Source organism: Pseudomonas sp. IzPS59, assembly GCF_014863505.1.
In the GTDB taxonomy this organism is placed as follows: Bacteria; Pseudomonadota; Gammaproteobacteria; order Pseudomonadales; family Pseudomonadaceae; genus Aquipseudomonas; species Aquipseudomonas kribbensis.
The window spans coordinates 6064805-6088882 of the sequence record NZ_CP062251.1 but is presented as its reverse complement, the minus strand read 5'-3'; the positions used below and the strand labels follow the sequence as shown (position 1 = coordinate 6088882).

The 24078-nt window shown below is 62.0% G+C and carries 23 protein-coding genes; 9 read left to right on the top strand and 14 right to left on the bottom strand.

The window, feature by feature from the left end:
* Window positions 1–55: 55 nt before the first annotated feature.
* Window positions 56–721 (bottom strand): FKBP-type peptidyl-prolyl cis-trans isomerase, encoded by a 666-nt coding sequence (locus IF189_RS27450; RefSeq protein WP_085708940.1) that lies wholly within the window; start codon window positions 719–721, stop codon window positions 56–58.
* A 192-nt stretch (window positions 722–913) separates the two neighbouring features.
* Between IF189_RS27450 and IF189_RS27445 the strand changes: the two genes are divergently transcribed.
* Window positions 914–2077 (top strand): AlgP family protein, encoded by a 1164-nt coding sequence (locus tag IF189_RS27445; RefSeq protein ID WP_192552542.1) that lies wholly within the window; start codon window positions 914–916, stop codon window positions 2075–2077.
* On the opposite strand, the gene IF189_RS27440 is transcribed toward IF189_RS27445, so the two are convergent.
* Window positions 2074–2535 (bottom strand): TIGR02444 family protein, encoded by a 462-nt coding sequence (locus tag IF189_RS27440; protein ID WP_192552541.1) that lies wholly within the window; start codon window positions 2533–2535, stop codon window positions 2074–2076. The genes IF189_RS27445 and IF189_RS27440 overlap by 4 nt on opposite strands.
* 50 nt (window positions 2536–2585) lie before the next feature.
* On the opposite strand from IF189_RS27440, the gene IF189_RS27435 reads away from it, so the two are divergent.
* The 3 genes from IF189_RS27435 (at window position 2586) to IF189_RS27425 (ending at window position 5824) form a co-directional block, all read left to right on the top strand.
* Window positions 2586–4496, top strand: coding sequence for an ATP-binding cassette domain-containing protein (locus IF189_RS27435; RefSeq protein ID WP_114886258.1), 1911 nt, complete (start codon window positions 2586–2588; stop codon window positions 4494–4496).
* Window positions 4496–5077, top strand: coding sequence for a mechanosensitive ion channel family protein (locus IF189_RS27430; RefSeq protein ID WP_134828478.1), 582 nt, complete (start codon window positions 4496–4498; stop codon window positions 5075–5077). The genes IF189_RS27435 and IF189_RS27430 overlap by 1 nt, the downstream gene beginning before the upstream one ends.
* A 114-nt stretch (window positions 5078–5191) precedes the next feature.
* Window positions 5192–5824: a LysE family transporter gene (locus IF189_RS27425; RefSeq protein ID WP_192552540.1), complete on the top strand. Its 633-nt coding sequence runs from the start codon at window positions 5192–5194 to the stop codon at window positions 5822–5824.
* 60 nt (window positions 5825–5884) lie between these two features.
* On the opposite strand, the gene IF189_RS27420 is transcribed toward IF189_RS27425, so the two are convergent.
* The 5 genes from IF189_RS27420 to IF189_RS27400 all read right to left on the bottom strand — a co-directional run bounded on the left by IF189_RS27420 (window position 5885) and on the right by IF189_RS27400 (window position 10647).
* Entirely contained in the window at window positions 5885–6628 is a 744-nt protein-coding gene (locus IF189_RS27420; RefSeq protein WP_192552539.1) for a penicillin-binding protein activator LpoB, read from the bottom strand.
* A 3-nt stretch (window positions 6629–6631) separates the two neighbouring features.
* Window positions 6632–7219 (bottom strand): penicillin-binding protein activator LpoB, encoded by a 588-nt coding sequence (gene lpoB, locus IF189_RS27415; RefSeq protein ID WP_007951848.1) that lies wholly within the window; start codon window positions 7217–7219, stop codon window positions 6632–6634.
* A 36-nt stretch (window positions 7220–7255) separates the two neighbouring features.
* Window positions 7256–7630: a YcfL family protein gene (locus IF189_RS27410; protein WP_192552538.1), complete on the bottom strand. Its 375-nt coding sequence runs from the start codon at window positions 7628–7630 to the stop codon at window positions 7256–7258.
* 15 nt (window positions 7631–7645) lie between these two features.
* Complete coding sequence (locus tag IF189_RS27405) at window positions 7646–9040, bottom strand: COG3014 family protein (RefSeq protein ID WP_192552537.1); 1395 nt, start codon at window positions 9038–9040, stop codon at window positions 7646–7648.
* A 206-nt stretch (window positions 9041–9246) separates the two neighbouring features.
* The gene (locus IF189_RS27400) at window positions 9247–10647 is read right to left on the bottom strand and encodes a COG3014 family protein (protein WP_192553611.1); all 1401 of its coding nucleotides are present in this window, start codon (window positions 10645–10647) and stop codon (window positions 9247–9249) included.
* A gap of 176 nt (window positions 10648–10823) precedes the next feature.
* Between IF189_RS27400 and IF189_RS27395 the strand changes: the two genes are divergently transcribed.
* Window positions 10824–12719, top strand: a complete 1896-nt coding sequence (locus tag IF189_RS27395) for an FTR1 family protein (protein WP_134828474.1) — start codon at window positions 10824–10826, stop codon at window positions 12717–12719.
* Window positions 12720–12723: 4 nt separating this feature from the next.
* The gene (locus IF189_RS27390; RefSeq protein ID WP_065258237.1) at window positions 12724–13179 is read left to right on the top strand and encodes a YaiI/YqxD family protein; all 456 of its coding nucleotides are present in this window, start codon (window positions 12724–12726) and stop codon (window positions 13177–13179) included.
* Window positions 13180–13309: 130 nt separating this feature from the next.
* Here IF189_RS27390 and elbB read toward each other — a convergent pair whose 3' ends face one another.
* A complete protein-coding gene (elbB, locus tag IF189_RS27385) occupies window positions 13310–13978 on the bottom strand; it encodes an isoprenoid biosynthesis glyoxalase ElbB (protein WP_085708951.1) in 669 nt (222 codons plus the stop codon).
* Window positions 13979–14094: 116 nt separating this feature from the next.
* Between elbB and IF189_RS27380 the strand changes: the two genes are divergently transcribed.
* Window positions 14095–15330: a sterol desaturase family protein gene (locus tag IF189_RS27380; RefSeq protein ID WP_134828473.1), complete on the top strand. Its 1236-nt coding sequence runs from the start codon at window positions 14095–14097 to the stop codon at window positions 15328–15330.
* Here the strand turns inward: IF189_RS27380 and IF189_RS27375 are convergent.
* Entirely contained in the window at window positions 15311–15967 is a 657-nt protein-coding gene (locus tag IF189_RS27375) for a DedA family protein (protein WP_085708953.1), read from the bottom strand. The two genes, IF189_RS27380 and IF189_RS27375, sit on opposite strands and share 20 nt — an antisense overlap.
* Before the next feature lie 208 nt (window positions 15968–16175).
* Between IF189_RS27375 and hemB the strand changes: the two genes are divergently transcribed.
* Window positions 16176–17189, top strand: a complete 1014-nt coding sequence (gene hemB, locus IF189_RS27370; protein ID WP_007951836.1) for a porphobilinogen synthase — start codon at window positions 16176–16178, stop codon at window positions 17187–17189.
* Between the two features lie 18 nt (window positions 17190–17207).
* Window positions 17208–19433 (top strand): polyphosphate kinase 1, encoded by a 2226-nt coding sequence (ppk1, locus tag IF189_RS27365; RefSeq protein WP_114886240.1) that lies wholly within the window; start codon window positions 17208–17210, stop codon window positions 19431–19433.
* A gap of 68 nt (window positions 19434–19501) precedes the next feature.
* Here ppk1 and ppx read toward each other — a convergent pair whose 3' ends face one another.
* The 5 genes from ppx to IF189_RS27340 form a co-directional block, all read right to left on the bottom strand.
* The gene (gene ppx, locus IF189_RS27360; protein ID WP_134828472.1) at window positions 19502–21004 is read right to left on the bottom strand and encodes an exopolyphosphatase; all 1503 of its coding nucleotides are present in this window, start codon (window positions 21002–21004) and stop codon (window positions 19502–19504) included.
* Between the two features lie 104 nt (window positions 21005–21108).
* Window positions 21109–21846, bottom strand: a complete 738-nt coding sequence (locus IF189_RS27355; RefSeq protein WP_192552536.1) for an amino acid ABC transporter ATP-binding protein — start codon at window positions 21844–21846, stop codon at window positions 21109–21111.
* Window positions 21833–22483 carry an amino acid ABC transporter permease gene (locus tag IF189_RS27350; protein ID WP_134828470.1) on the bottom strand — a complete coding sequence of 217 codons (651 nt, stop codon included), beginning with the start codon at window positions 22481–22483 and terminating at the stop codon, window positions 21833–21835. The genes IF189_RS27355 and IF189_RS27350 overlap by 14 nt, the downstream gene beginning before the upstream one ends.
* Window positions 22480–23160 carry an amino acid ABC transporter permease gene (locus IF189_RS27345; protein WP_134828469.1) on the bottom strand — a complete coding sequence of 227 codons (681 nt, stop codon included), beginning with the start codon at window positions 23158–23160 and terminating at the stop codon, window positions 22480–22482. The genes IF189_RS27350 and IF189_RS27345 overlap by 4 nt, the downstream gene beginning before the upstream one ends.
* 21 nt (window positions 23161–23181) lie before the next feature.
* On the bottom strand, window positions 23182–23967 hold the full coding sequence (locus IF189_RS27340) for a transporter substrate-binding domain-containing protein (RefSeq protein WP_134828468.1): 786 nt from the start codon (window positions 23965–23967) through the stop codon (window positions 23182–23184).
* Window positions 23968–24078: the final 111 nt, after the last annotated feature.

Sequence of the window (24078 nt, the reverse complement as noted above, 5' to 3'; positions counted from 1 at the left end):
GTCCCGCAAGACACAAGAACGGTGCGCCAACAGCGCACCGTTTTTTATTGGGCGATCAACTGGTCGCGCCACGCAATTCGACTTCGAACACCAGCGGTGTGAACGGCGCGATCAAGTCGCCGGCACCGTCGGCGCCATAAGCCTGATCCGATGGAATCACCAACCGCCACTTCGCGCCCACCGGCATGTTTTGCAACGCGGTGCGCCAGCCTGCGATCACGCTGTCGAGATTGAACCACTGCGGCTGAGTGTTCTGGTCGAACACGGTGCCATCTGGCAGCCGACCGATATACAGCACCTGCACCTTTCCGTCGGGGCCGGCCTTCGCACCATTGCCCGGCGCCAGCTCGGTAAGCAGGATGCCGTCGGACAACTCTTTCACCCCAGGCTTGGCTTTTTCGGCGGTGAGAAAGCGTCGCTCGTTTTCCATCGCCGCTTCAGTCGAAGGCATGGCTGCATGCTCCGCCGTCTGTGATTCGTGATCCGCCAGAATCTGTTCGATCCGCGCTTCGCTCAGGGCGAGCGGCTTGCCTTGATAGGCCTGTTGCAGGCCTTCGATCAAGGCCTGGATCTGCAGTTGCGGAACCTCCTGGCGCAGCCGTTCACCGAGGCTCGCGCCGAGACTGTAGGCCAGATCGTGGGCATCGTTCGCGGTGTTTTTTTCGTCGGCCTGGACCGCCGAAAAGATCATGCAGAGGGATAAAAAAAGGTAGCGCGACATGGGCACTCTCCGTCCTGAATTGCGGTGGATTATGCCAGCGCGAAGCTCTGCAACGGTGAACTGCTTTGAGCAATGTGCAGAAGTTTTTCGCGAGCCTGCAACCGAGTGCATTCGATACTGTCAACATGCCCTAGCGGCGGTAGCAGCAGAGGTCTAGTATGAGCCGCACTCACGTCAGCCAGGAGGTAAACCATGTCGGCCACCAAGAAGCCTGTAAATACTCCGTTGCACTTACTCCAACAGCTCTCGGGCAGCCTGCTCGAACATCTGGAAAACGCTTGCTCCCAAGCCTTGGCTGATGCTGAAAAACTGCTCGCCAAACTGGAAAAGCAACGCGGCAAGGCACAAGAAAAACTGCACAAATCCCGCACCAAATTGCAGGACGCAGCCACAGCCGGTAAAGCCAAGGCGCAGACCAAGGCCAAGGCTGCCGTGAAGGAACTCGAAGACCTGCTCGATGCGCTGAAGGATCGTCAGTCCGACACCCGCAGCTACATTCTGCAACTCAAGCGCGATGCCCAGGAAAGCCTGAAACTGGCCCAGGGTGTCGGTCGTGTACAGGAAGCCGTCGGCAAGGCGTTGTCCCTGCGCTCGGCAAAACCGGCAGCGGCGCCTGCGAAAAAAGCGGCCGCCAAACCTGCTGCAAAGGCACCGGCCAAAGCGCCAGTGAAAGCCGCCGCAAAACCTGCAGCGAAGAAACCCGCAGCCGCAAGCGCTGCCAAACCTGCGGCTAAAACCACCGCTGCAAAACCAGCTGTCGCCAAGCCGGCTGCAGCAAAACCAGCCGCTGCCAAACCTGCTGCGCGAACCGCTGCTGCAAAAGCCGCTCCGGCAAAAGCCGCAGCTGCCAAACCGGCCGCTAAACCAGCCGCCAAAACCGCCGCTAAACCGGCTGCAAAACCAGCGGCCAGAACGGCTGCTGCCAAGCCTGCGGCCAAAACCGCTGCCAAACCGGTTGCAGCCAAACCTGCTGCTAAAGCTGCAGCGAAACCAGCGGCCAAGCCTGCGGTAAAAGCAGCGGCCAAACCTGCTGCTGCCAAGCCTGCTGCGAAACCAGCCGCCAAACCGGCTGCCGCTGCCAAGCCTGCAACTGCCGCCGCCAAGCCAGCGACTACCGCTAAACCGGCCGCCAAGCCAGCCGCTAAACCTGCTGCAAAACCAGCAGTGAAAAAACCAGCCGTTGCCAAGCCTGCTGCAACCAAACCGGCCACCGCTCCTGCTGCCAAACCTGCCGCTCCGGCAACCCCGGCTGCAACCACAGCACCTGCATCGGCCGCCACTACCTCGACCACCGCAACCACGCCATCCTCGGCGCCGGCGTCGAGCGTCGCCAGCAACCCGTCCAGCGCTTCCTAAGCGCCGGTCGCCGCGACGCGCAGCACCTGCAGCGCGTCGCGGTTCAGGTTGGCCGCAGGGCCGGCCAGAACCTCCAGCCAGTCTCTTGATTCCTTCGAATTGCGCTTCCATCCCTGCGCTACGCCTTCAAGTCGCGACAGCAACGCGCGCTCCGCCTCCAGCTCCAGCCCCTTGATCTGCTCGCGCATACCCTTGAGCACAGGATCGGTGTCGGCCAGATTTTTCCACTGCATGCGCATCGCGCGCAGCGGCTGAACCACCTCTTTGTCCCAAGGGATGGTCAATTCCTGAAGGTGTTGCGCACGCCCCTCATCGCAGGTCGCATCGCGTTGTTCCAGCCACAAGCCACACAGCATCAGGCACACACTGGCCCCCGCCGATTGCAGGCGCAGGCAGGCATCCTCCACGCCGGGACGGGCGTAGACGGCAAGGGCAAAGCTCCACAGGTCAGAGGACATCGTGCTACTCGCGCCAGTTGCGGACGAAGCTGGTAGACTCCGCCGCCATTATGATCCGACTTCAGAACCTGACTTTACAGCGTGGCCCGCAACGTCTGCTAGAAGACGCCGAGCTGACCCTGCACGCCGGCCACAAAGCCGGCCTCATCGGTGCCAACGGCGCCGGCAAATCCAGCCTGTTCGCCTTGCTCCGCGGTGAGTTGCACCCGGATTCGGGCGACTGCCTGCTGCCGGCCGACTGGCGTATCGCCCACATGCGCCAGGAGGTCGACACCCTCGAGCGTCTGGCGGTCGACTACGTGCTCGACGGCGACCTGCGCCTGCGCGAGGTCCAGCGTGATCTCGCAGCCGCCGAAGAGGCCCACGACGGGGCTGCTCTGGCGCGCCTGCACGCCGAACTCGACAGCGCCGACGGCTACACCGCCGACGCGCGTGCACGCAAGTTGCTGGCCGGTCTCGGTTTCACCAACGAGCAGATGGATCGTCAGGTAGGAGATTTCTCCGGTGGCTGGCGGATGCGTCTGAACCTTGCGCAGGCTTTGATGTGCCCATCGGACTTGCTGCTGCTCGACGAACCGACCAACCACCTGGACCTCGACGCCATCATCTGGCTCGAAGAGTGGCTGAAAAGTTACCCCGGCACCTTGTTGCTGATTTCCCACGACCGGGATTTCCTCGATGAAGTCGTCGATCACGTGGCCCACGTCGATCAGCGCAAGCTGGTGCTCTACCGTGGCGGCTACACCGCGTTCGAGCGCGCCCGTGCCGAGCGTCTGGCCCAGCAGCAACAGGCCTACGAGAAGCAGCAGGCGCAGCGTGCGCACATGGAAAGCTACATCGCCCGGTTCAAGGCCCAGGCCACCAAGGCCCGTCAGGCCCAGAGCCGGATCAAGGCCCTTGAGCGGATGGAAGAGCTGTCGGCGGCCCACGTCGATTCGCCGTTCGACTTCGTGTTCCGCGAGTCCACCAAGATCTCCAGCCCGCTGATCGACCTGTCCGATGCCCGTTTGGGTTATGGCGAGAAAACCGTGCTGGAGAAGGTCAAGCTGCAACTGACCCCCGGCGCGCGGATCGGTCTGCTCGGCCCCAACGGCGCGGGGAAATCGACCCTGATCAAGAACCTCGCCGGCGAGCTGTCGCCGCTGGCCGGGCGTCTGACCCGTGGCGAGAACACCGTGGTCGGCTACTTCGCCCAGCATCAGCTCGATTCGCTGGATGCCAAGGCCAGCCCGTTGCTGCATCTGCAACGTCTGGCACCGACCGAGCGTGAGCAGACCCTGCGCGACTTCCTCGGTGGTTTCGACTTCCGGGGCGCACGGATCGACGAGCCGGTGCTGAATTTCTCCGGTGGCGAAAAGGCCCGTCTGGCCCTGGCGTTGATCGCCTGGGAACGGCCGAACCTGTTGCTGCTCGACGAACCGACCAACCACCTGGACCTGGAAATGCGCCTGGCGCTGACCATGGCGCTGCAGGAATTCAGTGGCGCGGTACTGGTGGTTTCCCACGATCGGCACCTGCTCAAGAGCACCACCGACAACTTCTTCCTGGTCGCGGACGGCAAGGTTGAGGAGTTCGACGGCGATCTCGAAGACTACGCCCGTTGGCTGGTCGAGTACCGTCAGCGCAACGCCCCGGTCAGTAACACGCCGGTGAACCCGGACAAGACCGACAAGAAGGCCCAGCGTCAGGCTGCCGCTGCATTGCGTCAGCAACTGGCGCCGCACAAGCGCGAAGCCGACAAACTCGAAGCCGAACTCGGGAAGCTGCACGAGAAACTGGCCAAGGTCGATGCCAGCCTCGGCGACAGTGATCTCTACGAGCCGGCACGCAAGAACGAATTGCGCGACCTGCTGGCCGAACAGGCCAAGCTGAAAGTCCGCGAAGGCGAGCTTGAAGAGGCGTGGATGCAGGCGCTGGAAACCCTGGAAACCATGCAGTCGGAGCTGGAGGCGCTGTCCTGATGGACACGCTCAAGCTGCCGCTGCCGGCGGTGTGGATCGAGCCGATCTGGCTGGGCGTGCAGATTCTGCTGATCCTGCTGGCGGGGTACTTCGCTCAGCGTGTTGTCGCGCGGTTCCTGACGCGACTGGGCGAGAAGTATCCGTTCCCGCCGCAGTTGCTGATGCCGCTGCGCGGTGGGTTGCGCTGGCTGATTATGGGCAGTGCGCTGATCTTCGTGCTGGAGCGCCTCGGGGTGTCGGCCACAGTGCTGTGGACCGCACTGTCGGGCTTCGTCGCGGTGGCGGCCGTGGCGTTCTTCGCCATGTGGAGTGTGCTGTCGAACCTGCTCTGCGCGATTCTGATCTTCACCGTCGGCCCGTTTCGTCTGGGCGATGTGGTGGAGCTGGTGGACACCACCGACAAGCCCGGCGTCAAAGGCCGAGTGGTGGCGATCAATCTGCTCTACACCACGCTGATCGAAGCCGAAGAACTCGGCACCGGCAGCGCCATGGTGCAGGTGCCCAACAGCCTGTTCTTCCAGCGCTCGGTAAGGCGCTGGCGCGGGTCGGATGTGTTTCCTTCCAGCGGTTTCGAAAAGTGATCGGACGCCGGCCACGTTGGTCGGCGGCCGCAACATCCTGAAAAAAATCGGTAGTCATCCAGCCTGAATCCCATTAGCTTGGACGTTTGTCACGAGTCTGAGTCGAGGTGTGCGATGGAGCTTCAAACATGGCTGGCGTTTTTTGCCGCGTGTTGGGTAATCAGCCTTTCTCCGGGCGCCGGCGCGATTGCGTCGATGTCCAGCGGTCTGCAATACGGTTTCTGGCGCGGTTACTGGAACGCCCTGGGCCTGCAACTGGGCCTGGCCCTGCAGATTGCCATCGTCGGCGCCGGTGTCGGCGCAATCCTCACCGCTTCGGCCACGGCGTTCCATGCGATCAAATGGTTTGGTGTCGCTTACCTGATTTATCTTGCGGTCAAACAGTGGCGCGCACTGCCGATGGACATGAGCGATGACGCGGCCGTACGCCCGATCGGCCGGCCGATGGCGCTGGTGTTCCGTGGCTTTCTGGTGAACATCAGCAACCCCAAGGCCCTGGTGTTCATGCTGGCGGTGCTGCCGCAGTTCATCAATCCTCACGCACCGCTGCTGATCCAGTACGTGGTGATCGGCGTGACCATGATCTGCGTCGACCTGATCGTCATGGCCGGCTACACCGGTCTGGCGTCAAAGGTGCTGCGTCTGCTGCGCACACCGACCCAGCAAAAACGCATGAACCGTACGTTTGCCGGGCTGTTCATCGGCGCGGCGGCGTTCATGGCGACGTTGCGCAAAGCCGCCGCGTAAAGCGGGCAAGCATAAAAAAGGCGACCTTTTCAGGTCGCCTTTTTCGTTTTCGGCGCTCGGTCAGTGCAGAATCACTGGCGCCGTATCACGCGGCAGATTGTTGCGCTGCTGCGGTTCACGCGGCTGCTCGTAACCGCCACCGCCGAGCTGCATGCTCAGCTGTCCGGCCACGTCTTCACCCAGCGCCTTCGAGACATCACGCACTACCCGTGGGCGGTTCAGCGAGATCTTGATGTCGCGGTGGTTCACCAGTTTGGTGTCCTGCGCTTCACCCATGGCCGTGAAGGCCGAGGTGATTTCGTAGGTCTTGGTGTTGATCAGGCTGAAATCCGCCACCAGCGTCAGGCCCAGTACGGCTGAATAGCTGTCGGTGTTGGCCAGCTCGTTCATGTCCTGGGTGAAGTCGATGTCAGAAACCGTACCGAACAGCACGTAGTCGGCGCCCTTGAAGTTGCCGGCCTTGATCCGCTTGATCACATCGTAGATGTCACCCTTGGACGAGGCGGTGTACGGCGTGCCCTGAATCAACTGGAACATGCCGGTGCGCAGGATTTCACCCTTGATATCGCCGGTGAATTTGCGCAGTTCGGCCTGCTCGATGTAACTGGTGTTGGATTCGAATTCGTCGTAGCTCGAAGAACCGCTGGAGCTGTAGTAGCCCTCGCGGTAATTGTTCTTCGACGAAACGACGTGGATGTATTGCTCCACGCGTTCCTGGTACGCCAGATCCGTTACCGCGACTTTCGGGGCCGCTTGCGCGCTGAACGCGCAAGCCAGGGCCATCATGCCAATCCATGCGCGCATCGATTAACGCTCCGTGGTTTTGCGGATCTCTTTCTCGTCCATCCACTCGGCCAGACCGCTTTCAACGTCGATCAGTTGCAGGCTGAATTTGTAGAAGACGTCCTTGTAGTCGCTGCTGCGCTTGACGATCGAGCTGATCGAACCTTCAAGGCGGTATTTGGCGGCGATCATGTTGCCAGTCTTGGCCACGGTGCTTTTCTTGTACAGGCCGCTCTGGTTTTGCAGCTTGAGCTGGTCGACCTGGCTCTGCATCGCGGTGTTGTCGCTGGCGAAGCGGGCGGTGCCGGATTTCATCAGCTGGGTCTTGATGCTGGTGGTGATTTCGCGGGTGTCGATGTATTCGCTGGTCTTGTTCTTCACGTCGTAGACCTGAACCACCGGGCGGCCCTGAAGAATGCCGGACTGGGCCAGGGAGCGGGTCATCGATTCGGCGATCATCTGCAGGTCGGTCGAGCCGAACTCGTTGGTCACGGTTTCAACGGCCTTGGTGTCGCCGTAGCTGATGTTCTTGCTGCCCAGGGTCGGCGAAGTGTTGGCGCAACCGGAGGCCAGCAGGGCGAGGACAGCGATGAAGGAAAAGCGTGCAAACATGGGAATGCTCTCTGAATCGGAAATAGGGTGTCGGGCTTAAGGCGTCTTCATTTCAAGACGGAAGTCCACGGCTTTCGGCGTTGGCGCGATGCCCTGAATGAAGCTGGTCTGGGCGCCGTACATCATCTGACTCTTCCAGACTTCTTCTTCGGCAATCGGGAAGCCTTCCGCACCGAGCCAGGCAAAGCGGTAGTAGAACGTCTTGTTGCTGTTGAGGGTGTTGGTCAACTGCACATTGACGGTCATGAAGCCGTTCTCGCGGGCGACGCGCATGGCGCCGACCGCGATGTGTTTCTGCGGGCCCATGGCCACGACCTTGCTCGCGGCGCTGCCCGGCTCCGGTGGTGGCGGGGTGGCGCAACCGCTGGCCAGCGCGGCGAGGGCGGCGACAGCGAAGAGTTTGAAACGCATGCAAAGACTCCGTTCTTAAGGTTGTTTGAGGCTGGCTACGGCAGTGGTGCCGGCACTCGGGGTCACGTGGGCGGCGAGGCCTGCGGCGAACACCTGATTGCCGACGGCGCGCAGGGTGATCACCTGGTAACGCTGATCGACGGTGACTTTGATCTGAGAGCCACCGATAGCGCTCGGCAGGGTGACTTGGTGTTCACCTTTCTTCAAGCGCAGACGTACCACTTGAGTGGTGTCCGGCAGGGTACGCCACGTACGGGTATCGGCACCTTCGAGCACCGCTGAAGAGATACCCACGGCCAGACCCGCCAGCGGGTTGGTTTCGTTGATCTTCTTCTGCGCCACGCCTTTGGTGATTGCACGCACCATGGTGCGCACGATGATGCCCGGCATGTCATCGCGCAGGGCGCGGCGGGACATGGCGGTGGTGCTGTTGAGGGCGGTCAGGTTCAGTTGCTGGCCGTCGACACCGATCTGCGCGAAGGTCGCGGTCGAGGTGTCAGGCTTGATGATCGGGAACGACAGCGGGGTGATCACCACGTTGTTGGAGATCGGCAGCGGCAGCGGCACGCGGATCGAGTCGCGGGCCGGTGCCAGACCGCTTTGCACCACGATCAGAACGTCGCTGTCATCGCTCTTGACCGGTTTGTCGAGGTTGATCAGCGCCTGCTCCAGCAGCGGCGTGTTCGGGCGCAGCTCGGCCGCCTTGCGGTAGCCCGGCGCGGCCAGGTCTTTTTCATCCAGGGCTTCGTAGACGAAACCGGCCAGATAGTGGCTGAACGCACTCTGGTAGCTGTTCTTCAGACCGACCACTTCCGGCGCGTCGAGGCTGGCGACCGGGTAGCCCTGCAGGTCTTTGTACTGGGTCTTGATGCCTTCTTTCTCGGCTTCCTCTTCGCTCTTGAGGTATTCCTTGTCACGCAGGTCGGCGATCACGGCTTCACGTTCGTGAGTCTTCTTGATCGCGGTGCGGGCGCCGTCGAAATCGTTGACTGCCAGCAGGTTCAGGGCCATCTGCGTGGTCAACATGACTTTTTCGTAGTCGTAGCCTTCGTAGCGACGGACCTTGTCATTGACCAGGAAACTGCCGAACTGGGCCAGGTACTTGTCGGTGTCGAGCTTGACCGAGTCTTCCCACTTGCCCACCACCTGGTCGGCGCTGGTCCAGGCGTTCTGGCTGCCGGACAGGTCGCCCTTGGCGCGCAGCAGTTCACCTTTCTCGAAGTAATAGAGCAGGTCCTTGTCCGGGCCGGTGTTGTTCTTTTCCAGCAGGGTCAGGGCGGCGTCGACGTTGCCGGTGGCCAGTTGCTGATTGGTCTGGGCCAGTTCGGAATCGTAGTTGCGAAACGCCGAACAGCCGGACAGCAGAGTGACTGCGCCAAGCGCGATCAGAGTGGGAGCGCGGAATGCCATGGGGTACTTCTTCCATGAGTAGCGACAGCCTCGGGTGCGGGTCGGGCTGCTGGGACCGATCGGCAGTGGCGCTGGCCTCCTGCCAATTCCTCATAAACAGAGGAGCTTTAATGCCGCGTCGCGATAACGAGGGCGCGGCATTATAAGCGGGCGATGCTGGCTATGTAATAGCTTTTTAATTGCACTGGTTAGTTAGATGCCATTACTTATTTCAGACCCGATACCACACGGCTTTCCGGTGAAACGGGTGCCTGGAAAGCACTGCCGTTGGCATAGATTCTGTCGCCCAAGGCTCGCAGGCCGATGATCTGGCGATCCTGATCTATGCGGATTTTCAGCGGGGCGACACCGGGTGCGGTTGGCAGGCTGATCAAGTGTTCGCCTTTCTTCAGACGCAGGCGCAGTACTTGAGTGAGGTTGGGCAGGGTGCGCCAGGTGCGGGTGTCTGCGTGCTCGAATCCATCGTAATGGGTCACGTACGACGCCTTCGCCGGGTTGCGCCGATTGTCGGTACCCTGGACGTCTGCGGCGAGGAACGCTCGATACGTGGTGCGTTGAATGATCCCGGGCATGTCGTCACGCAGGGTGCGCAAGGACATGTCGGTGATGTTGTTGACCGTGATCAGCTTCTTTTGGCGGCCGTCGAGGCTTATCTGATTGAAAGGCTGGGTGGAGGTGTCGGGCACCATCACCGGAAACGACACATTGGCGACGATCACCTGACCGTCTTCAAGCTTTACCGGATACGGCACGCGTACCGAGCTGCGAGCCGGTGCCAGCCCGCTTTGCACGATGATCAGCACGTCGCTTTCACCGGCCTTGAGCCCGGGGCTGTCGAGGTCACGCAAGGCCTGTTGGAAGAACGGCATGTCAGGACGCAGTTCAATGGCCTGACGATAACCCGGGGCCGCCAGATCCTTTTCGCCCAGGGCTTCATATGTGAAGCCGGCCAGATAGTGGCTGAACGCACTTTGATAGCCGTTCTTCAGGGCGATGACCGCCGGCGAGTCCAGCATGACCACCGGGTAACCTTGCAGGTCCTTGTAATGCACACGGGCGCCCTGGTTCTTGGCGGCGTTTTCAACACGCTCGTATTCGAGCTCACGTTGCCGGGCGATCAGTGTTTCGCGCTCGTGGGTCTTCTTGATATCCGCACGGGCACCGTCGAAGTCATTCACGGCCAACTGATTCAGGGCCATTTGCGTGGTCAGCATGACCTTTTCATAGTCGTAGCCATCGTAGCGACGAATCTTGTCGTTGATGATGCTGCCCCATTGATTGCCCAAGGCGGAAAGCAGCTTGTCGCCAGTGGTTTCGATGGCGTCCTGGCGCTGGATCACCATCTGTTCGGCGCTGCGCCAGGCGACCTGACTCTGTGGCAAGTCGCCGGCGGCACTGAGCACTGCACCTTTCTCGAAGTAATACAGCAGGTCTTTTTCTTCATCCGGGTTATGCGCCTCGATCAGGGCCAGCGCACCGTCGGTGTTGCCCGCTTTCAACTGATCGGTTGTCTGTTCCAGTTCCAGGTCGTAATTGCGGTAGGCCCCGCAACCGCTCAGTTGCAGGACCGCACTTAACAGCAAGGGAAACAGCAGGCAATGGCGCATGACCACGAGATCTTCCTTAATCGAAAGGGGCGAAAGGCGACGCAGTATAGAGGCCAGTGATTGCTATGTGCTGCAGCACAATGCGCATAATTCCGGTGCGTCCAATGAGAAAGCTTGAGTCGGGCTCCCCCGACGTGAACAATGTGTTACTTCGCATTTCCAATTGAGACCCCTTCATGACTGCCTCGTCCCGATTCCTGGCCTGGCTGGTGTTCCCGTTGTTTGCCCTGAGCAGCTTCAATCTGCTGGCCGATACCGTGGAAGGCGCGCCGCAAGCGCTGCACCTGCTCGATTACATCAGCGCCGATTACCCGCCAACGGTAGAGGCAGGCAAGGTCATCGATGATGCCGAATACCGTGAACAACTGGAGTTCACCCGGGCGCTGCAAGGCTTGATTGCCGGCATGCCGGCCAAACCGGAGAAGGCCGGCCTGGAGCAAGGCATCGACGCTCTGCTGGCTGCGATCACCGCGAAGCAGGACGGCGCGGACGTCGCCCGTCAGGCCCGACAACTGGGGGCGAAACTGGCGGTGGCCTATGAAGTCAGCCAGGCGCCGATCATCACCCCGGACCCGACCCGTGGCGCGCCGCTCTATACCCAGCACTGCTCGGTGTGTCATGGCGTCAACGGGGCCGGTGATGGCCCTGCGGGTGTCGGCATGGAGCCCGCGCCGGCCAACCTGCGTGATGCCAGGCGTCTGGATCATCTGAGCCTCTACGCGATCTACAACACCCTTGGCCAGGGCGTCGAAGGCACCGACATGCCGGCCTTCGCCGATCAACTGGACGACCGTCAGCGCTGGGACCTGGCGACCTATATCGCCCAGTTCAGTGCCGACCCGGCTACGGTCAAAACCGACAAGACCTACAACATCGCCGACCTCGCCCGTCAGACGCCGGCCGAAGTGCAGGCCGCCGAAGGCGCCGAAGCCGCCGCGACCTTCCGCGCACAGCGGGCGCAACCGCCGCAGGTCAAGCGTGGTCCGGCGCAGTTGCTCGACTACACCGCCGCGACGCTGGACAAGAGCCTTGCTGCCTACCGCGCCGGTGAGCGTGATCAGGCTTATGACCTGTCCGTCGCCGCCTATCTGGAAGGCTTCGAACTGGTCGAAAGTTCGCTGGATAACGTCGACGCCAACGTGCGCAAGGACACCGAAAAATCCCTGATGGCCTACCGGCAATCGCTGCAGGACGGCTTGTCGGTCGAGCAGGCCGAGCAGCGTCTCGACGCGGCCAAGGCCAAGCTCAAGGAGTCCGCCGATTTGCTGGGCAGCGACGGTCTGAGCTGGTCGCTGAGTTACATCTCCGGGCTGCTGATTCTGCTGCGCGAAGGTCTGGAAGCGATTCTGGTGCTGGCGGCGATCCTCGCGTTCCTGCGCAATACCGGCCAGCAATCGGCGGTGCGCAGCGTCAACGTCGGCTGGGGTCTGGCGCTGCTGGCCGGTCTGGGGACCTGGGCGCTGGCGGCGTACGTGATCGATGTCAGCGGCTCCCAGCGCGAACTGCTGGAAGGCGCCACGGCGCTGTTCGCCAGTGTCATGGTGCTGTGGCTCGGGGTGTGGATGCACGACCGTCGCCACGCGGCTGCCTGGCAGGATTACATCAAGCAGAGCCTGGTCGGTGGCGGCGGGCGTTTCGGCTTCGCGATCCTGGCGTTCTTCTCGGTGTACCGCGAACTGTTCGAAGTGATCCTGTTCTACGAAACCCTGTGGCTGCAGGCCGGTCCTGCCGGGCATGACGCGGTACTGGCCGGTGGTGCGACGGCGTTGGTGCTGCTCTTCGGTCTGGCATGGGTGATCCTGCGCGGCTCGGCGAAATTGCCACTGGCGCTGTTCTTCAGCATCAACGCGGGGCTGCTGTGCGCGCTTTCGGTGGTGTTTGCCGGTCATGGTGTGAAGGCGTTGCAGGAGGCCGGGATCTTCGGCACCCGGCCAGTGGCGTTCTTCGATTTCGAATGGCTGGGGATTCATGCCGACGCCTACTCGCTGACGGCGCAGGCCGTGGCGATAGCCGCGATCATCGTGCTGTACGGCCGCAGCCGGGTGGCGGAAAAGCGCCGAGTGGCGGCCTGAGATGATGCGTGTATGGATCGATGCCGACGCCTGCCCGAAGATGGCCAAGGAACTGGTGGTCAAGTTCGCCCTCAAGCGCCGCTTCGAGGTGGTGCTTGTGGCAGGGCAGCCGCAGAGCAAACCGGCACTGGCGATCGTCAAGCTGATCGTGGTGCCGAGCGGCCCCGATGCGGCGGATGATTATCTGGTGGAGCACGCGGTGCCGGGCGAACTGGTGATCTGCAGCGACATTCCGCTGGCCGACCGGCTGGTGAAGAAGGGCGTTGCAGCGCTGGACCCACGAGGCAAGGAGTTCGACGCGCAGAACATGGGTGAACGGCTGGCGACACGCAACCTGTTCACCGATTTGCGTGAACAGGGCCAGGTCAGCGGCGGCCCGGCGCCGTTCGGCGACCGGGAGAAGCAGGCGTTCGCCAATGCGCTGGACCGGATCCTCACCAGGCTCACCCGCAAACCCTGAACATTACACAAACCCCTTGTGGGAGCGGGCTTGCTCGCGAAGGCGGTGTGTCATTCAACGAATAGTTGTCTGACCTGACGTCTTCGCGGGCAAGCCCGCTCCCACATTGGTTTTGTATTCGGCCAAGAGATCAGGCGTCGTTTTCGTGGGTCAGCTCAAGGACGCGATCCACCAGCTTGTTGATCCCCGAAGCCGCTTCACTGATTGACTGCGCCAGCATGTAGGCCGGGGTTGTCACCAGTTTGCGCGCCTTGTCTTCGATGATGTCGGTCACCGCGCAGTCTTCGTGGGTGGCGCCCATCTTGCCGATGGCCTTGGCCGTTTCCGCGTCGTTGCCGATGGTGCAGGTCACGCCCGGGCCGTAGATCTTCGCGGCCAGTGCCGGTGAAATGCACATCAGGCCCACCGGTTTGCCCGCTTCGGCAAACGCCTCGGTCAGCGCCAGCACGTCCGGCTGAACGCAGCAGCCAGCGCCGTCGGCGGCGAAGTTCGACAGGTTCTTCGCTGCACCAAAACCGCCGGGCACGATCAGCGCATCGAAATCGTCGACATCGGCTTCACGGACATCCTTGACGTTGCCCCGTGCGATGCGCGCCGATTCCACCAGCACGTTGCGCGACTCGGGCATCTCTTTGCCGGTGAGGTGGTTGATCACATGCAATTGCGCGATGTCCGGGGCGAAACACTGCACCTGGGCGCCGCGCTGATCGAGGCGCAACAGGGTGATGACGCTTTCGTGGATCTCGGCGCCGTCGTACACGCCGCAACCGGACAGGATCACTGCAACTTTTTTGCTCATGGGTTTCTCTCCAGATTCATGGCGCTAAATGTCCACTAATTTGTCGTTCGTTGCCATAGGGCCAGGCCGTGGCTACACCTAGGATCTGTGCACACGGATTTCGATCAGGGCGCGTCATGAACTTCATTCTGTATGCGGTGCCGTTTTTCTTCGTATTGATCGCGGCCGAACTGATCGCCGACCGTTGGCGCGGGGTGAGCAACTATCGTCTGGCCGATGCGGTGAACAGCATCAGCACCGGGGTGTTGTCGACCACCACCGGCCTGCTGACCAAAGGCGTGGGGCTGGTGACCTACGGGTTTGCCCTGGAGCATCTGGCGCTGCTCAGGTTGCCTGCGGACAGCGTCTGGACGTGGGTCTTCGCTTTTGTCCTCTACGACTTCTGCTACTACTGGCTGCACCGCATGGGCCACGAGCGGAACATTCTCTGGGCGGCGCATTCGGTGCATCACCAGAGCGAGGACTACAACCTTTCCACCGCCTTGCGCCAGACCAGCACCGGGTTTCTGCTGGGCTGGATCTTTTACCTGCCGATGGCCGTGCTCGGTGTGCCGCTGCTGGTGTTTGTCAGCGTCGCGGCGATGAATCTGCTGTATCAGTTCTGGGTGCATACAAAGCACATTCCCAAGCTCGGCTGGATCGAATGGGTCTTCGTCACGCCGTCCAATCATCGGGCCCACCATGCGCAGAACGCTCTCTACATGGATCGCAACTACGGTGGGGTGTTCATTATTTGGGATCGCCTGTTCGGCTCGTACCAGGAAGAGGACGACAATGAACCGGTGATTTTCGGCGTGACCACACCGCTGGCGAGCTGGAATCCGCTGTGGGCCAATGTGCAGTTTTACGCGCAGTTGTGGGACGACGCGCGGCGCGCCGGGAGCAAACGGGACAAGCTGCGGATCTGGTTCATGCGTACCGGATGGCGTCCGGCGGACGTGGCGGAGAAGTACCCGATGCACAAGCCGGACTTGAGCCGGTTCCGTAAATTCGAGGTGCCACTGGGCGCCCGACAGCAGTGGTACGTGCTGCTGCAATTCGGCGTGTACGTGGCGCTGGGCAGTTACCTGATGAATCTGGAGCACAGCCTGTCGACCAGCACTCTGGTACTGGGGTGGGGCGCGGTGGCGTTCGGTTTGTTCGTGTTGGGCGTGGCCCTGGAGAATCGCCCGTGGGCGTTGAGGCTGGAACTGCTGCGGCTGGCGGCGAATCTGCCGCTGGTGTGGCTGGCGCCGCAGGTCGGGCTATGGCCGGCCAGCCCCGAGGTCTGGGCCGGCCTGCTCGGTTACAGCCTGCTCAGTGGCATCGGGCTGTATTACTGCCGCCAGCGGTTTACTCGGCTGGCGTCTTAGGTTCGGCGGATTTGGCCTGTTCGGCTTTATGCCGTTCGGCCTTGGCCAGTTGTTCGGCCTGCTCGTCTTCGTAGACCTTCTTGGCCAGCCGGGCATTCTTGAACCGGCGGCGCAGCCACAGGCCGACGCCCAGCACCAGCAGCGCGCCGAGCACCCACAGTTCATATTTCTTGATGCTGCCCAGCATGCCTTCGAGCACCGCGCCGAAGTGGTACGCGGCCGCGGCCAGGGCGGCGGCCCAGATCGCCGCACCAATACCGTTCAACAGCAGATAGCGTCCCGGCGGGTAGCCCGACAGGCCGATCGCCACTGGCATCACCGTGCGCAGGCCGTAAACGAAGCGGAAGCTCAGGACCCAGATGTCCGGGTGCTTGCGGATGTGCTCCAGCGCGCGGTCGCCCATCATTTGCCAGCGCGGTTTGCGCGCCAGCAACTTGCGCCCGTGCTTGCGGCCCAGGAAGTACCACAGCTGATCGCCGGCATAGCTGCCGAAGAACGCCACGACCACCACCAGGTTGATGTCCATGTAACCACGGAACGCGAGGAAGCCCGCGAGCACCAGGATGGTTTCGCCTTCGAAGAACGTGCCGAGAAACAGGGCAAAGTAGCCGAAGTCATGCAGAAATTGTTGGAGCATTGTCTGGGTGCTGGCGAAATGAACGCGCAGCCTAACCCTTCGGACACATTCAGGAAAGTGTCGAAATGTGTCTCGACGTTAACATTTCCTACAACGACAATGGATTGCGGCTACATGTCACAGGGGTGCACATAACTGTAATACGACCGTCATAATGGCCGCTTATAACTGCCACACTCGCCCGTCTGCGCGGGCTCAGGAGTCTGCCGTGAGCTTTACCCCAGCCAACCGCCTGTTCCCCGCCACCCGCCTGCGTCGCAATCGCCGTGATGATTTTTCCCGGCGACTGGTGCGTGAGAACGTGCTGACGGTCGATGACCTGATCCTGCCGGTGTTCGTGCTGGACGGTGAGAACCGTCGCGAAGCCGTGGCCTCGATGCCGGGTGTCGAGCGCCTGACCATCGACCTACTGCTTGAAGAAGCGGCGAAATGGGTCGAGCTGGGGATTCCGGCGCTGGCGCTGTTCCCGGTCACGCCACCTGAACTCAAATCCCTCGATGCCGCCGAAGCGTGGAATCCCGAAGGTATCGCCCAGCGCGCCACCCGCGCCCTGCGTGACCGCTTCCCGGAGCTGGGCGTGATCACCGACGTCGCCCTCGATCCGTTCACCACTCATGGTCAGGACGGCATTCTCGATGAAGAAGGCTATGTGCAGAACGACATCACCGTCGATGCACTGGTCAAGCAGGCGTTGTCCCACGCCGCCGCTGGCGCCCAGGTGGTGGCCCCGTCGGACATGATGGACGGTCGCATCCAGGCGATTCGCGAGGCGCTGGAGCTGGCCGGTCACGTCAACGTGCGGATCATGGCCTACTCGGCCAAGTACGCCAGCGCCTATTACGGCCCGTTCCGCGATGCCGTGGGTTCGGCCGCGAACCTGGGCAAGGCGAACAAGGCTTCCTACCAGATGGACCCGGCCAACAGCGACGAAGCGTTGCACGAAGTGGGCGCGGACTTGTCTGAAGGCGCGGACATGGTCATGGTCAAACCCGGCATGCCGTACCTGGATATTTTGTTCCGGGTAAAAGATGCCTTCAAAGTGCCGACGTTCGTCTATCAGGTTAGCGGCGAATACGCCATGCACATGGCGGCGATCCAGAATGGCTGGTTGAGCGAAGGCGTGATCCTCGAATCCCTGACCGCCTTTAAACGTGCCGGCGCTGATGGCATCCTGACTTACTTTGCTGTCCGTGCCGCTCAATTGTTACGAGAGCAGAAATAGCCCTCCCAGGAACATTCGATGAATACCGAAGGACTCACTGAAGTTGCCGTAAAAGAAGCTCAACCCGTGGTCGAGCAGATTACCGAAACCCCGCCGGAACTGGAGCCCGCGCCACCCGCGCCGGCCACCGAACCCGCTGCGGCAGCCCCGGCGATCGCGATTCCCGGCCTGGATGACAGCAGCCTGTATATCCACCGGGAATTGTCGCAACTGCAGTTCAACATCCGTGTGCTGGAACAGGCGCTGGACGAGTCCTACCCGTTGCTGGAGCGGCTGAAGTTCCTGCTGATCTTCTCCAGCAACCTCGACGAATTCTTCGAAATCCGTGTCGCCGGCCTCAAGAAGCAGATCACCTTCGCCCGTGAGCAGGCCGGCGCCGACGGCCTGCAACCGCATCAGGCGCTGGCGCGCATCAGCGAGCTGGTGCACGGTCACGTAGACCGTCAGTACGCGATCCTCAACGACATCCTGCTGCCGGAGCTGGAAAAGCATCAGGTGCGCTTCATCCGTCGCCGCTACTGGACCACCAAGCTCAAGACCTGGGTACGTCGTTACTTCCGCGACGAGATCGCGCCGATCATCACCCCGATCGGCCTCGACCCGACGCACCCGTTCCCGTTGCTGGTGAACAAGAGCCTGAACTTCATCGTCGAGCTCGAAGGCATCGACGCCTTCGGTCGCGACTCCGGTCTGGCGATCATCCCGGCGCCGCGTCTGCTGCCGCGGATCATCAAGGTGCCGGAAGAAGTCGGCGGCCCTGGCGACAACTATGTGTTCCTGTCGTCGATGATCCACGCTCACGCCGATGACCTGTTCCAGGGCATGAAGGTAAAGGGCTGCTACCAGTTCCGTCTGACCCGGAACGCCGACCTGGCGCTCGACTCCGAAGACGTCGAAGACCTGGCCCGCGCCCTGCGTGGCGAGTTGTTCTCCCGTCGTTACGGTGACGCCGTGCGCCTGGAAGTCGCCGACACCTGCCCGAAACACCTGTCGGACTACCTGCTCAAGCAGTTCAACCTGAGCGAGACCGAGTTGTATCAGGTCAACGGTCCGGTGAACCTGACGCGTCTGTTCAGCATCACCGGCCTGGACAGCCATCCGGAGCTGCAATACACGCCGTTCACCCCGCAGATCCCGAAACTGCTGCAGAACAGCGAGAACATTTTCAGCGTCGTCAGCAAACAGGACATCCTGCTGCTGCACCCGTTCGAGTCGTTCACCCCGGTGGTCGACCTGCTGCGTCAGGCTGCCAAAGACCCGCACGTTCTGGCCGTGCGCCAGACCCTGTACCGCTCCGGCGCCAACTCGGAAATCGTCGATGCGCTGGTAGATGCCGCGCGTAACGGCAAGGAAGTGACAGCGGTCATCGAGCTGCGTGCACGCTTCGACGAAGAATCCAACCTGCAGCTGGCCAGCCGACTGCAAGCGGCCGGTGCGGTGGTGATCTACGGCGTGGTGGGCTTCAAGACCCACGCCAAGATGATGCTGATCCTGCGTCGCGAGGCCGGCGAGATCGTGCGTTACGCGCACCTCGGCACCGGTAACTACCACGCCGGCAACGCCCGTCTGTACACCGACTACAGCCTGCTGACCTCTGACGACGCCTTGTGCGAAGACGTCGGCAAACTGTTCAGCCAGTTGATCGGCATGGGCAAGACGCTGCGCATGAAGAAGCTGCTGCACGCGCCGTTCACCCTGAAGAAGGGCATGCTCGACATGATCACCCGCGAGACGCAATTCGCGCTCGACGGCAAGCCGGCGCACATCATTGCCAAGTTCAACTCGCTGACCGATCCGAAGATCATCCGCGCGCTGTACAAGGCCAGCCAGTCCGGCGTGCGCATCGATCTGGTGGTGCGCGGCATGTGCTGCCTGCGTCCAGGCATCGCCGGGGTTTCGCACAACATTCACGTGCGCTCGATCATCGGCCGCTTCCTTGAACACACCCGGGTTTTCTACTTCCTCAACGGCGGCGAGGAACAGATGTTCCTGTCCAGTGCCGACTGGATGGAACGCAACCTCGACAAGCGCGTCGAGACTTGCTTCCCGGTGGAAGGCAAGAAGCTGCTGACCCGGGTCAAGAAAGAGCTGGAGCTGTACCTGACCGACAACACCCACAGCTGGAGCCTGCAGTCGGACGGTCGCTACATCCGCAACACGCCGACCGGCAACCAGAACCCGCGCAGTGCGCAGGCTACTCTGCTGGAGCGGCTGGGCAGCCCGATTCTGCCGGTGAGCAGCTGACCGCAGGTCTCAAGGCAATAAAAAAAGGCGATCCATCCGGATCGCCTTTTTTTGTGCCTGCCTTTGACTCAGTGCACGGTCAGGACAACGCCCACCCGCGTCAGCCACTCCGCCTCAAGCGCAAAATCCGCCTGGGTCAGCTGATTCTCATCCAGCCAGTTCTCCGGGAATTCCACGTCGAGGTTGTCGCCATTGGCGTGCAACGCGACCTGCGGCATGGTCTGGGTGCCGCGAATGTGGTGGAACAGGATCGCGAAGCGCAGCAGCACGCACAGGCGGATCAGCTTGTCGCCGTCCTCGCCGAATTCGGCGAACTTGTCCTTGGGGATGTTGCGGCGGTGGCCGCGCACCAGCAGGGCGAGCATTTGCTGGTCTTCGCGGGAGAACCCGGCGAGGTCCGAGTGCTCGATCAGGTAGGCGCCATGCTTGTGGTAGTGGTAGTGAGCGATGTCGAGCCCGACTTCGTGCACTTTCGCCGCCCAGCCCAGCAGTTCGCGCCAGATACCGTCGTCCAGTTGCCAGTCGACAGCCACCTGATCGAAGGCGTGCAGGGCTTTGCGCTCGACACGTGCGGCCTGTTCCAGGTCGACGTGGTAGCGCTCCATCAGCGAGGTCAGGGTGCGTTCGCGCACGTCTTCGTGATGATGGCGGCCAAGCAGGTCGTAGAGCACACCTTCACGCAGCGCGCCTTCGCAGTGGTCCATGCGTTGCAGTTCGAGGGCGTCGAAGATCGCTTCGAGAATTGCCAGGCCGGCCGGGAAGATTGCCCGACGGTCAGGCTTGATCCCTTCGAAGTCGATCTTGTCGACGTCGCCGAGCTTGAACAGGCGACGCTTGAGCCACGCCAGACCTTCGGCGTTCACTTCGCCAGTGCCATGTCCACCGGCCTTCAGCGCCAGGCCGATAGCGCGAATGGTGCCCGAGGAGCCTATGGCTTCATCCCAGGTCAGGCGGTGCAGGGCGTGTTCGATGCTCATGATTTCCAGCCGCGCCGCCGTGTAGGCCTGGGCGTAGCGGGCCGGGGTGATCTTGCCGTCCTTGAAGTAGCGCTGGGTAAAGCTCACGCAGCCCATTTGCAGACTTTCACGCAGCAGCGGTTCGAATCGCTGGCCGATGATGAATTCGGTACTGCCGCCGCCGATGTCGGCGACCAGACGCTTGCCCGGGGTGTCGGCGAGGGTGTGGGACACGCCGAGGTAGATCAGACGCGCCTCTTCACGGCCGGAGATGACTTCCACCGGGTGGCCGAGGATTTCTTCGGCGCGGTGGATGAACTCCAGACGGTTACGGGCTTCGCGCAGGGCGTTGGTGCCGACGATCCGCACGGCGCCCAGTGGCATACCGTTGATCAGTTGGGCAAAACGCTTCAGGCAATCGAGCCCGCGCTGCATGGATTCTTCGTTGAGATGGCGCTCATCGTCGATGCCGGCGGCCAGCTGAACCTTCTCCCCGAGACGTTCGAGAATACGGATTTCGCCGTTCTGGGCCTTGGCCACGACCATGTGGAAGCTGTTGGAGCCCAGGTCGATCGCGGCGATCAGGGACAGATTCTTGGCTTGGGATTGCGGCATGGTCTGGGGGTCTCGGTCGATAACCCTGACATCGTGCCACGATCAAAGGCTGCCGCCAACGCGCATGGTTCAAACCCTTGATTTAGCGCACTGACGGCCTGCTTTCAGCCTGTGGCTTCTGCGGTTCCGATGAAATTCGCCAGCTCCGGCGTCTGCGGGTCGGCAAACAGTACCTTCGGATCGCCCACCTCATGCACTTTGCCCTGATGCATGAACACCAGTTTGTCCCCGACCTCCCGGGCGAAGCGCATTTCATGGGTGACCATGATCAGCGTCATGCCTTCCTTCGCGAGCTGGCGGACCACGCTGAGCACTTCGTTGACCAGTTCCGGGTCCAGCGCCGAAGTGATCTCGTCGCACAGCAGCACCTTGGGCGACATCGCCAGCGCCCGGGCAATCGCCACGCGCTGTTGCTGGCCTCCGGAAAGCCGATCCGGGAAGGCATCGAATTTCTCACCCAGCCCCACACGCTCCAGCATCTGCCGCGCCAGTTCCTGCGCTTTGGCTTTGGGCACTTTCTGCACCACTTGCGGCGCGAGCATCACGTTTTCGCCCACCGTCAGGTGCGGGAACAGGTTGAACTGCTGGAACACCATCCCGACTTTCTGCCGCAGGCTGCGCAGGTCGGCGCGGGCGGCGTCGAGGTATTCGCCGTCGACCTCGATCACGCCGTCGTTGATCGACTCCAGACCGTTGAGGGTGCGCAGCAGGGTGGACTTGCCCGAGCCGCTGCGGCCGATGATCGCCACCACTTGGCCTTCCTCGACACTCAGGTCGATGCCTTTGAGCACGTGGTGATCGCCATAGTATTTATGCAGGGCGGAAATTCTAAGCAGAGGCATGCAGTCTCCTTTCCAGGTAGCGCGCACTGAGGGACAGGGGGTAGCAGAGCAGGAAGTAGCCGGCGGCAACGAGGCCGTAGACCATGAATGGTTCGAAGGTGGCGTTGGCGAGCATGCCGCCGGTCTTGGTCAATTCGGTGAAGCCGATGATCGAGGTCACGGCGGTGCCCTTGACCACTTGCACCGAGAAGCCCACGGTCGGCGCCACGGCAATACGCAGCGCTTGGGGCAGGATCACGTAGCGCAGTTGCTCCAGTGGATTCAGTGCCAGGCTCGACGAAGCCTCCCACTGGCCATTGGGAATCGCCTCGACGCAACCGCGCCAGATCTCTGCCAGATAGGCGCTGGTGAACAGCGTCAGGGCAATCGCCGCCGCCATCCACGGCGAAATCTCCACCCCGGCCAGCGCCACGCCGAAGAACACCAGAAACAGTTGCATCAGCAACGGCGTGCCCTGGAACAGTTCGATCCAGGTGCGGGCGATGCTGCTGGGCAGGGTGTTTTTCGAGATGCGCATCACCAGAATCAGCAACCCGACGATCCCGCCGCCAATGAACGCCACCAGCGACAACGCCAGCGTCCATTGCAGGCCGGTGAGCAGGTTGCGCAGGATGTCCCAGAACGTGAAGTCGCTCATTGGCTGCTCCTTGCGCGGCTTTTCGACAGGTAGCGCCGACCGAGCCAGTTCAGCAACTGACGGATCAGCAGCGCCATGCACAGATAAATGAGGGTGGTCAGGGCATAGGTTTCAAAGGCGCGGAAGTTGCGCGACTGAATGAAGTTGGCGGCGAAGCTCAACTCCTCGGTGGCGATCTGCGAACACACCGCCGAACCGAGCATGACGATGATGATCTGGCTGCTCAGCGCCGGCCAGACCTTGCCCAACGCCGGCAGCAGCACCACGTGGCGGAACGCTTCGAAACGGCTCATCGCCAGTGCAGCCGCGGCTTCCAGTTGCCCGCGCGGAATCGCCTGGATGCCGGCGCGGATAATCTCGGTCGAGTACGCGCCGAGGTTGATCACCATCGCCAGCACCGCCGCCTGCCACTCGGAAATCTGCACGCCGAGGGACGGCAGGCCGAAGAAGATGAAGAACAGTTGCACCAGGAACGGCGTGTTGCGGATCAGCTCCACATACACGCCGAAAATCGCCGAGAACGGGCGGATGTTCCACGCCCGCACCAGCGCCCCGACGATGCCCACGCCTACGCCAAACAGCGCGCCGATGGCCGTCAGCTCAAGGGTGAACAGCGCCCCGCGCAGCAGCAGGTCGGTGTTTTCCACCACCGGCAAGAAATCGAACTGATAGGCCATGAAAGTCTCCCGCGTCGCCGGTCAGAGGTCGGCCGGCAGCGGCTCTTTGAGCCAGGTCTGCGCGTTCTTTTCCAGCGCGCCGTCAGCCTTGGCGCTGGCCAGGATCTCGTTGACCTTGCCCAGCAGCGCCGGCTCGTTCTTGTTCACACCGACGTAGACCGGCGAGTCCTTGAGCTTCACTTTCAGCGCCGGCACGCGTTTCGGGCTCTTTTCGCTGATCGCCACCATCACCACGTTGCCGCTGGCGATCAGGTCGACCTGGCCTGCGAGGTAGGCGGCGATGGTCGAGTTGTTGTCTTCGAAGCGTTTGATGGTCACGCCTTCAGGGGCGACCTTGGTCAGCTCGATGTCTTCGATGGCGCCACGGGTGACGCTGATGGTCTTGCCCTTGAGGTCGTCCAGGGTGCTGACGGCTGCCTCCGGCGGGCCGAACACGGCGAGGTAGAACGGCGCGTAGGCACGGGAAAAATCGATGACCTTCTCGCGCTCGGGGTTCTTGCCGAGGCTGGAAATCACCAGATCGACCTTGCCGGTGGTGAGGAACGGGATGCGGTTGGTGCTGTTGACCGGGGTCAGCTCGAGTTTGACCTTGAGCTGGTCGGCCAGCAGTTTCGCGGTGTCGATATCGAGGCCGCGCGGCTTCATGTCCGGGCCGACCGAGCCGAAGGGCGGGAAGTCCTGAGGCACGGCGACTTTGAGGGTGCCGCGTTTGACCACGTCGTCCAGACCGTCGGCATGGGCGGGGGGCTGGCTCAGCATCAGGCCGGCAAACAGGGCGGCAAGGAGGGCGCTGTAACGCTTCGTCATGGACAATCTCCGGATCGGCGGGAAGTGAAATCTGCGATCGGACAGAGCACGGGCCGTGCCAAGCCAGCGGTCTGGCCCCGCAAAGCCACGGGTTTAGCGGGTTTGTTCGGT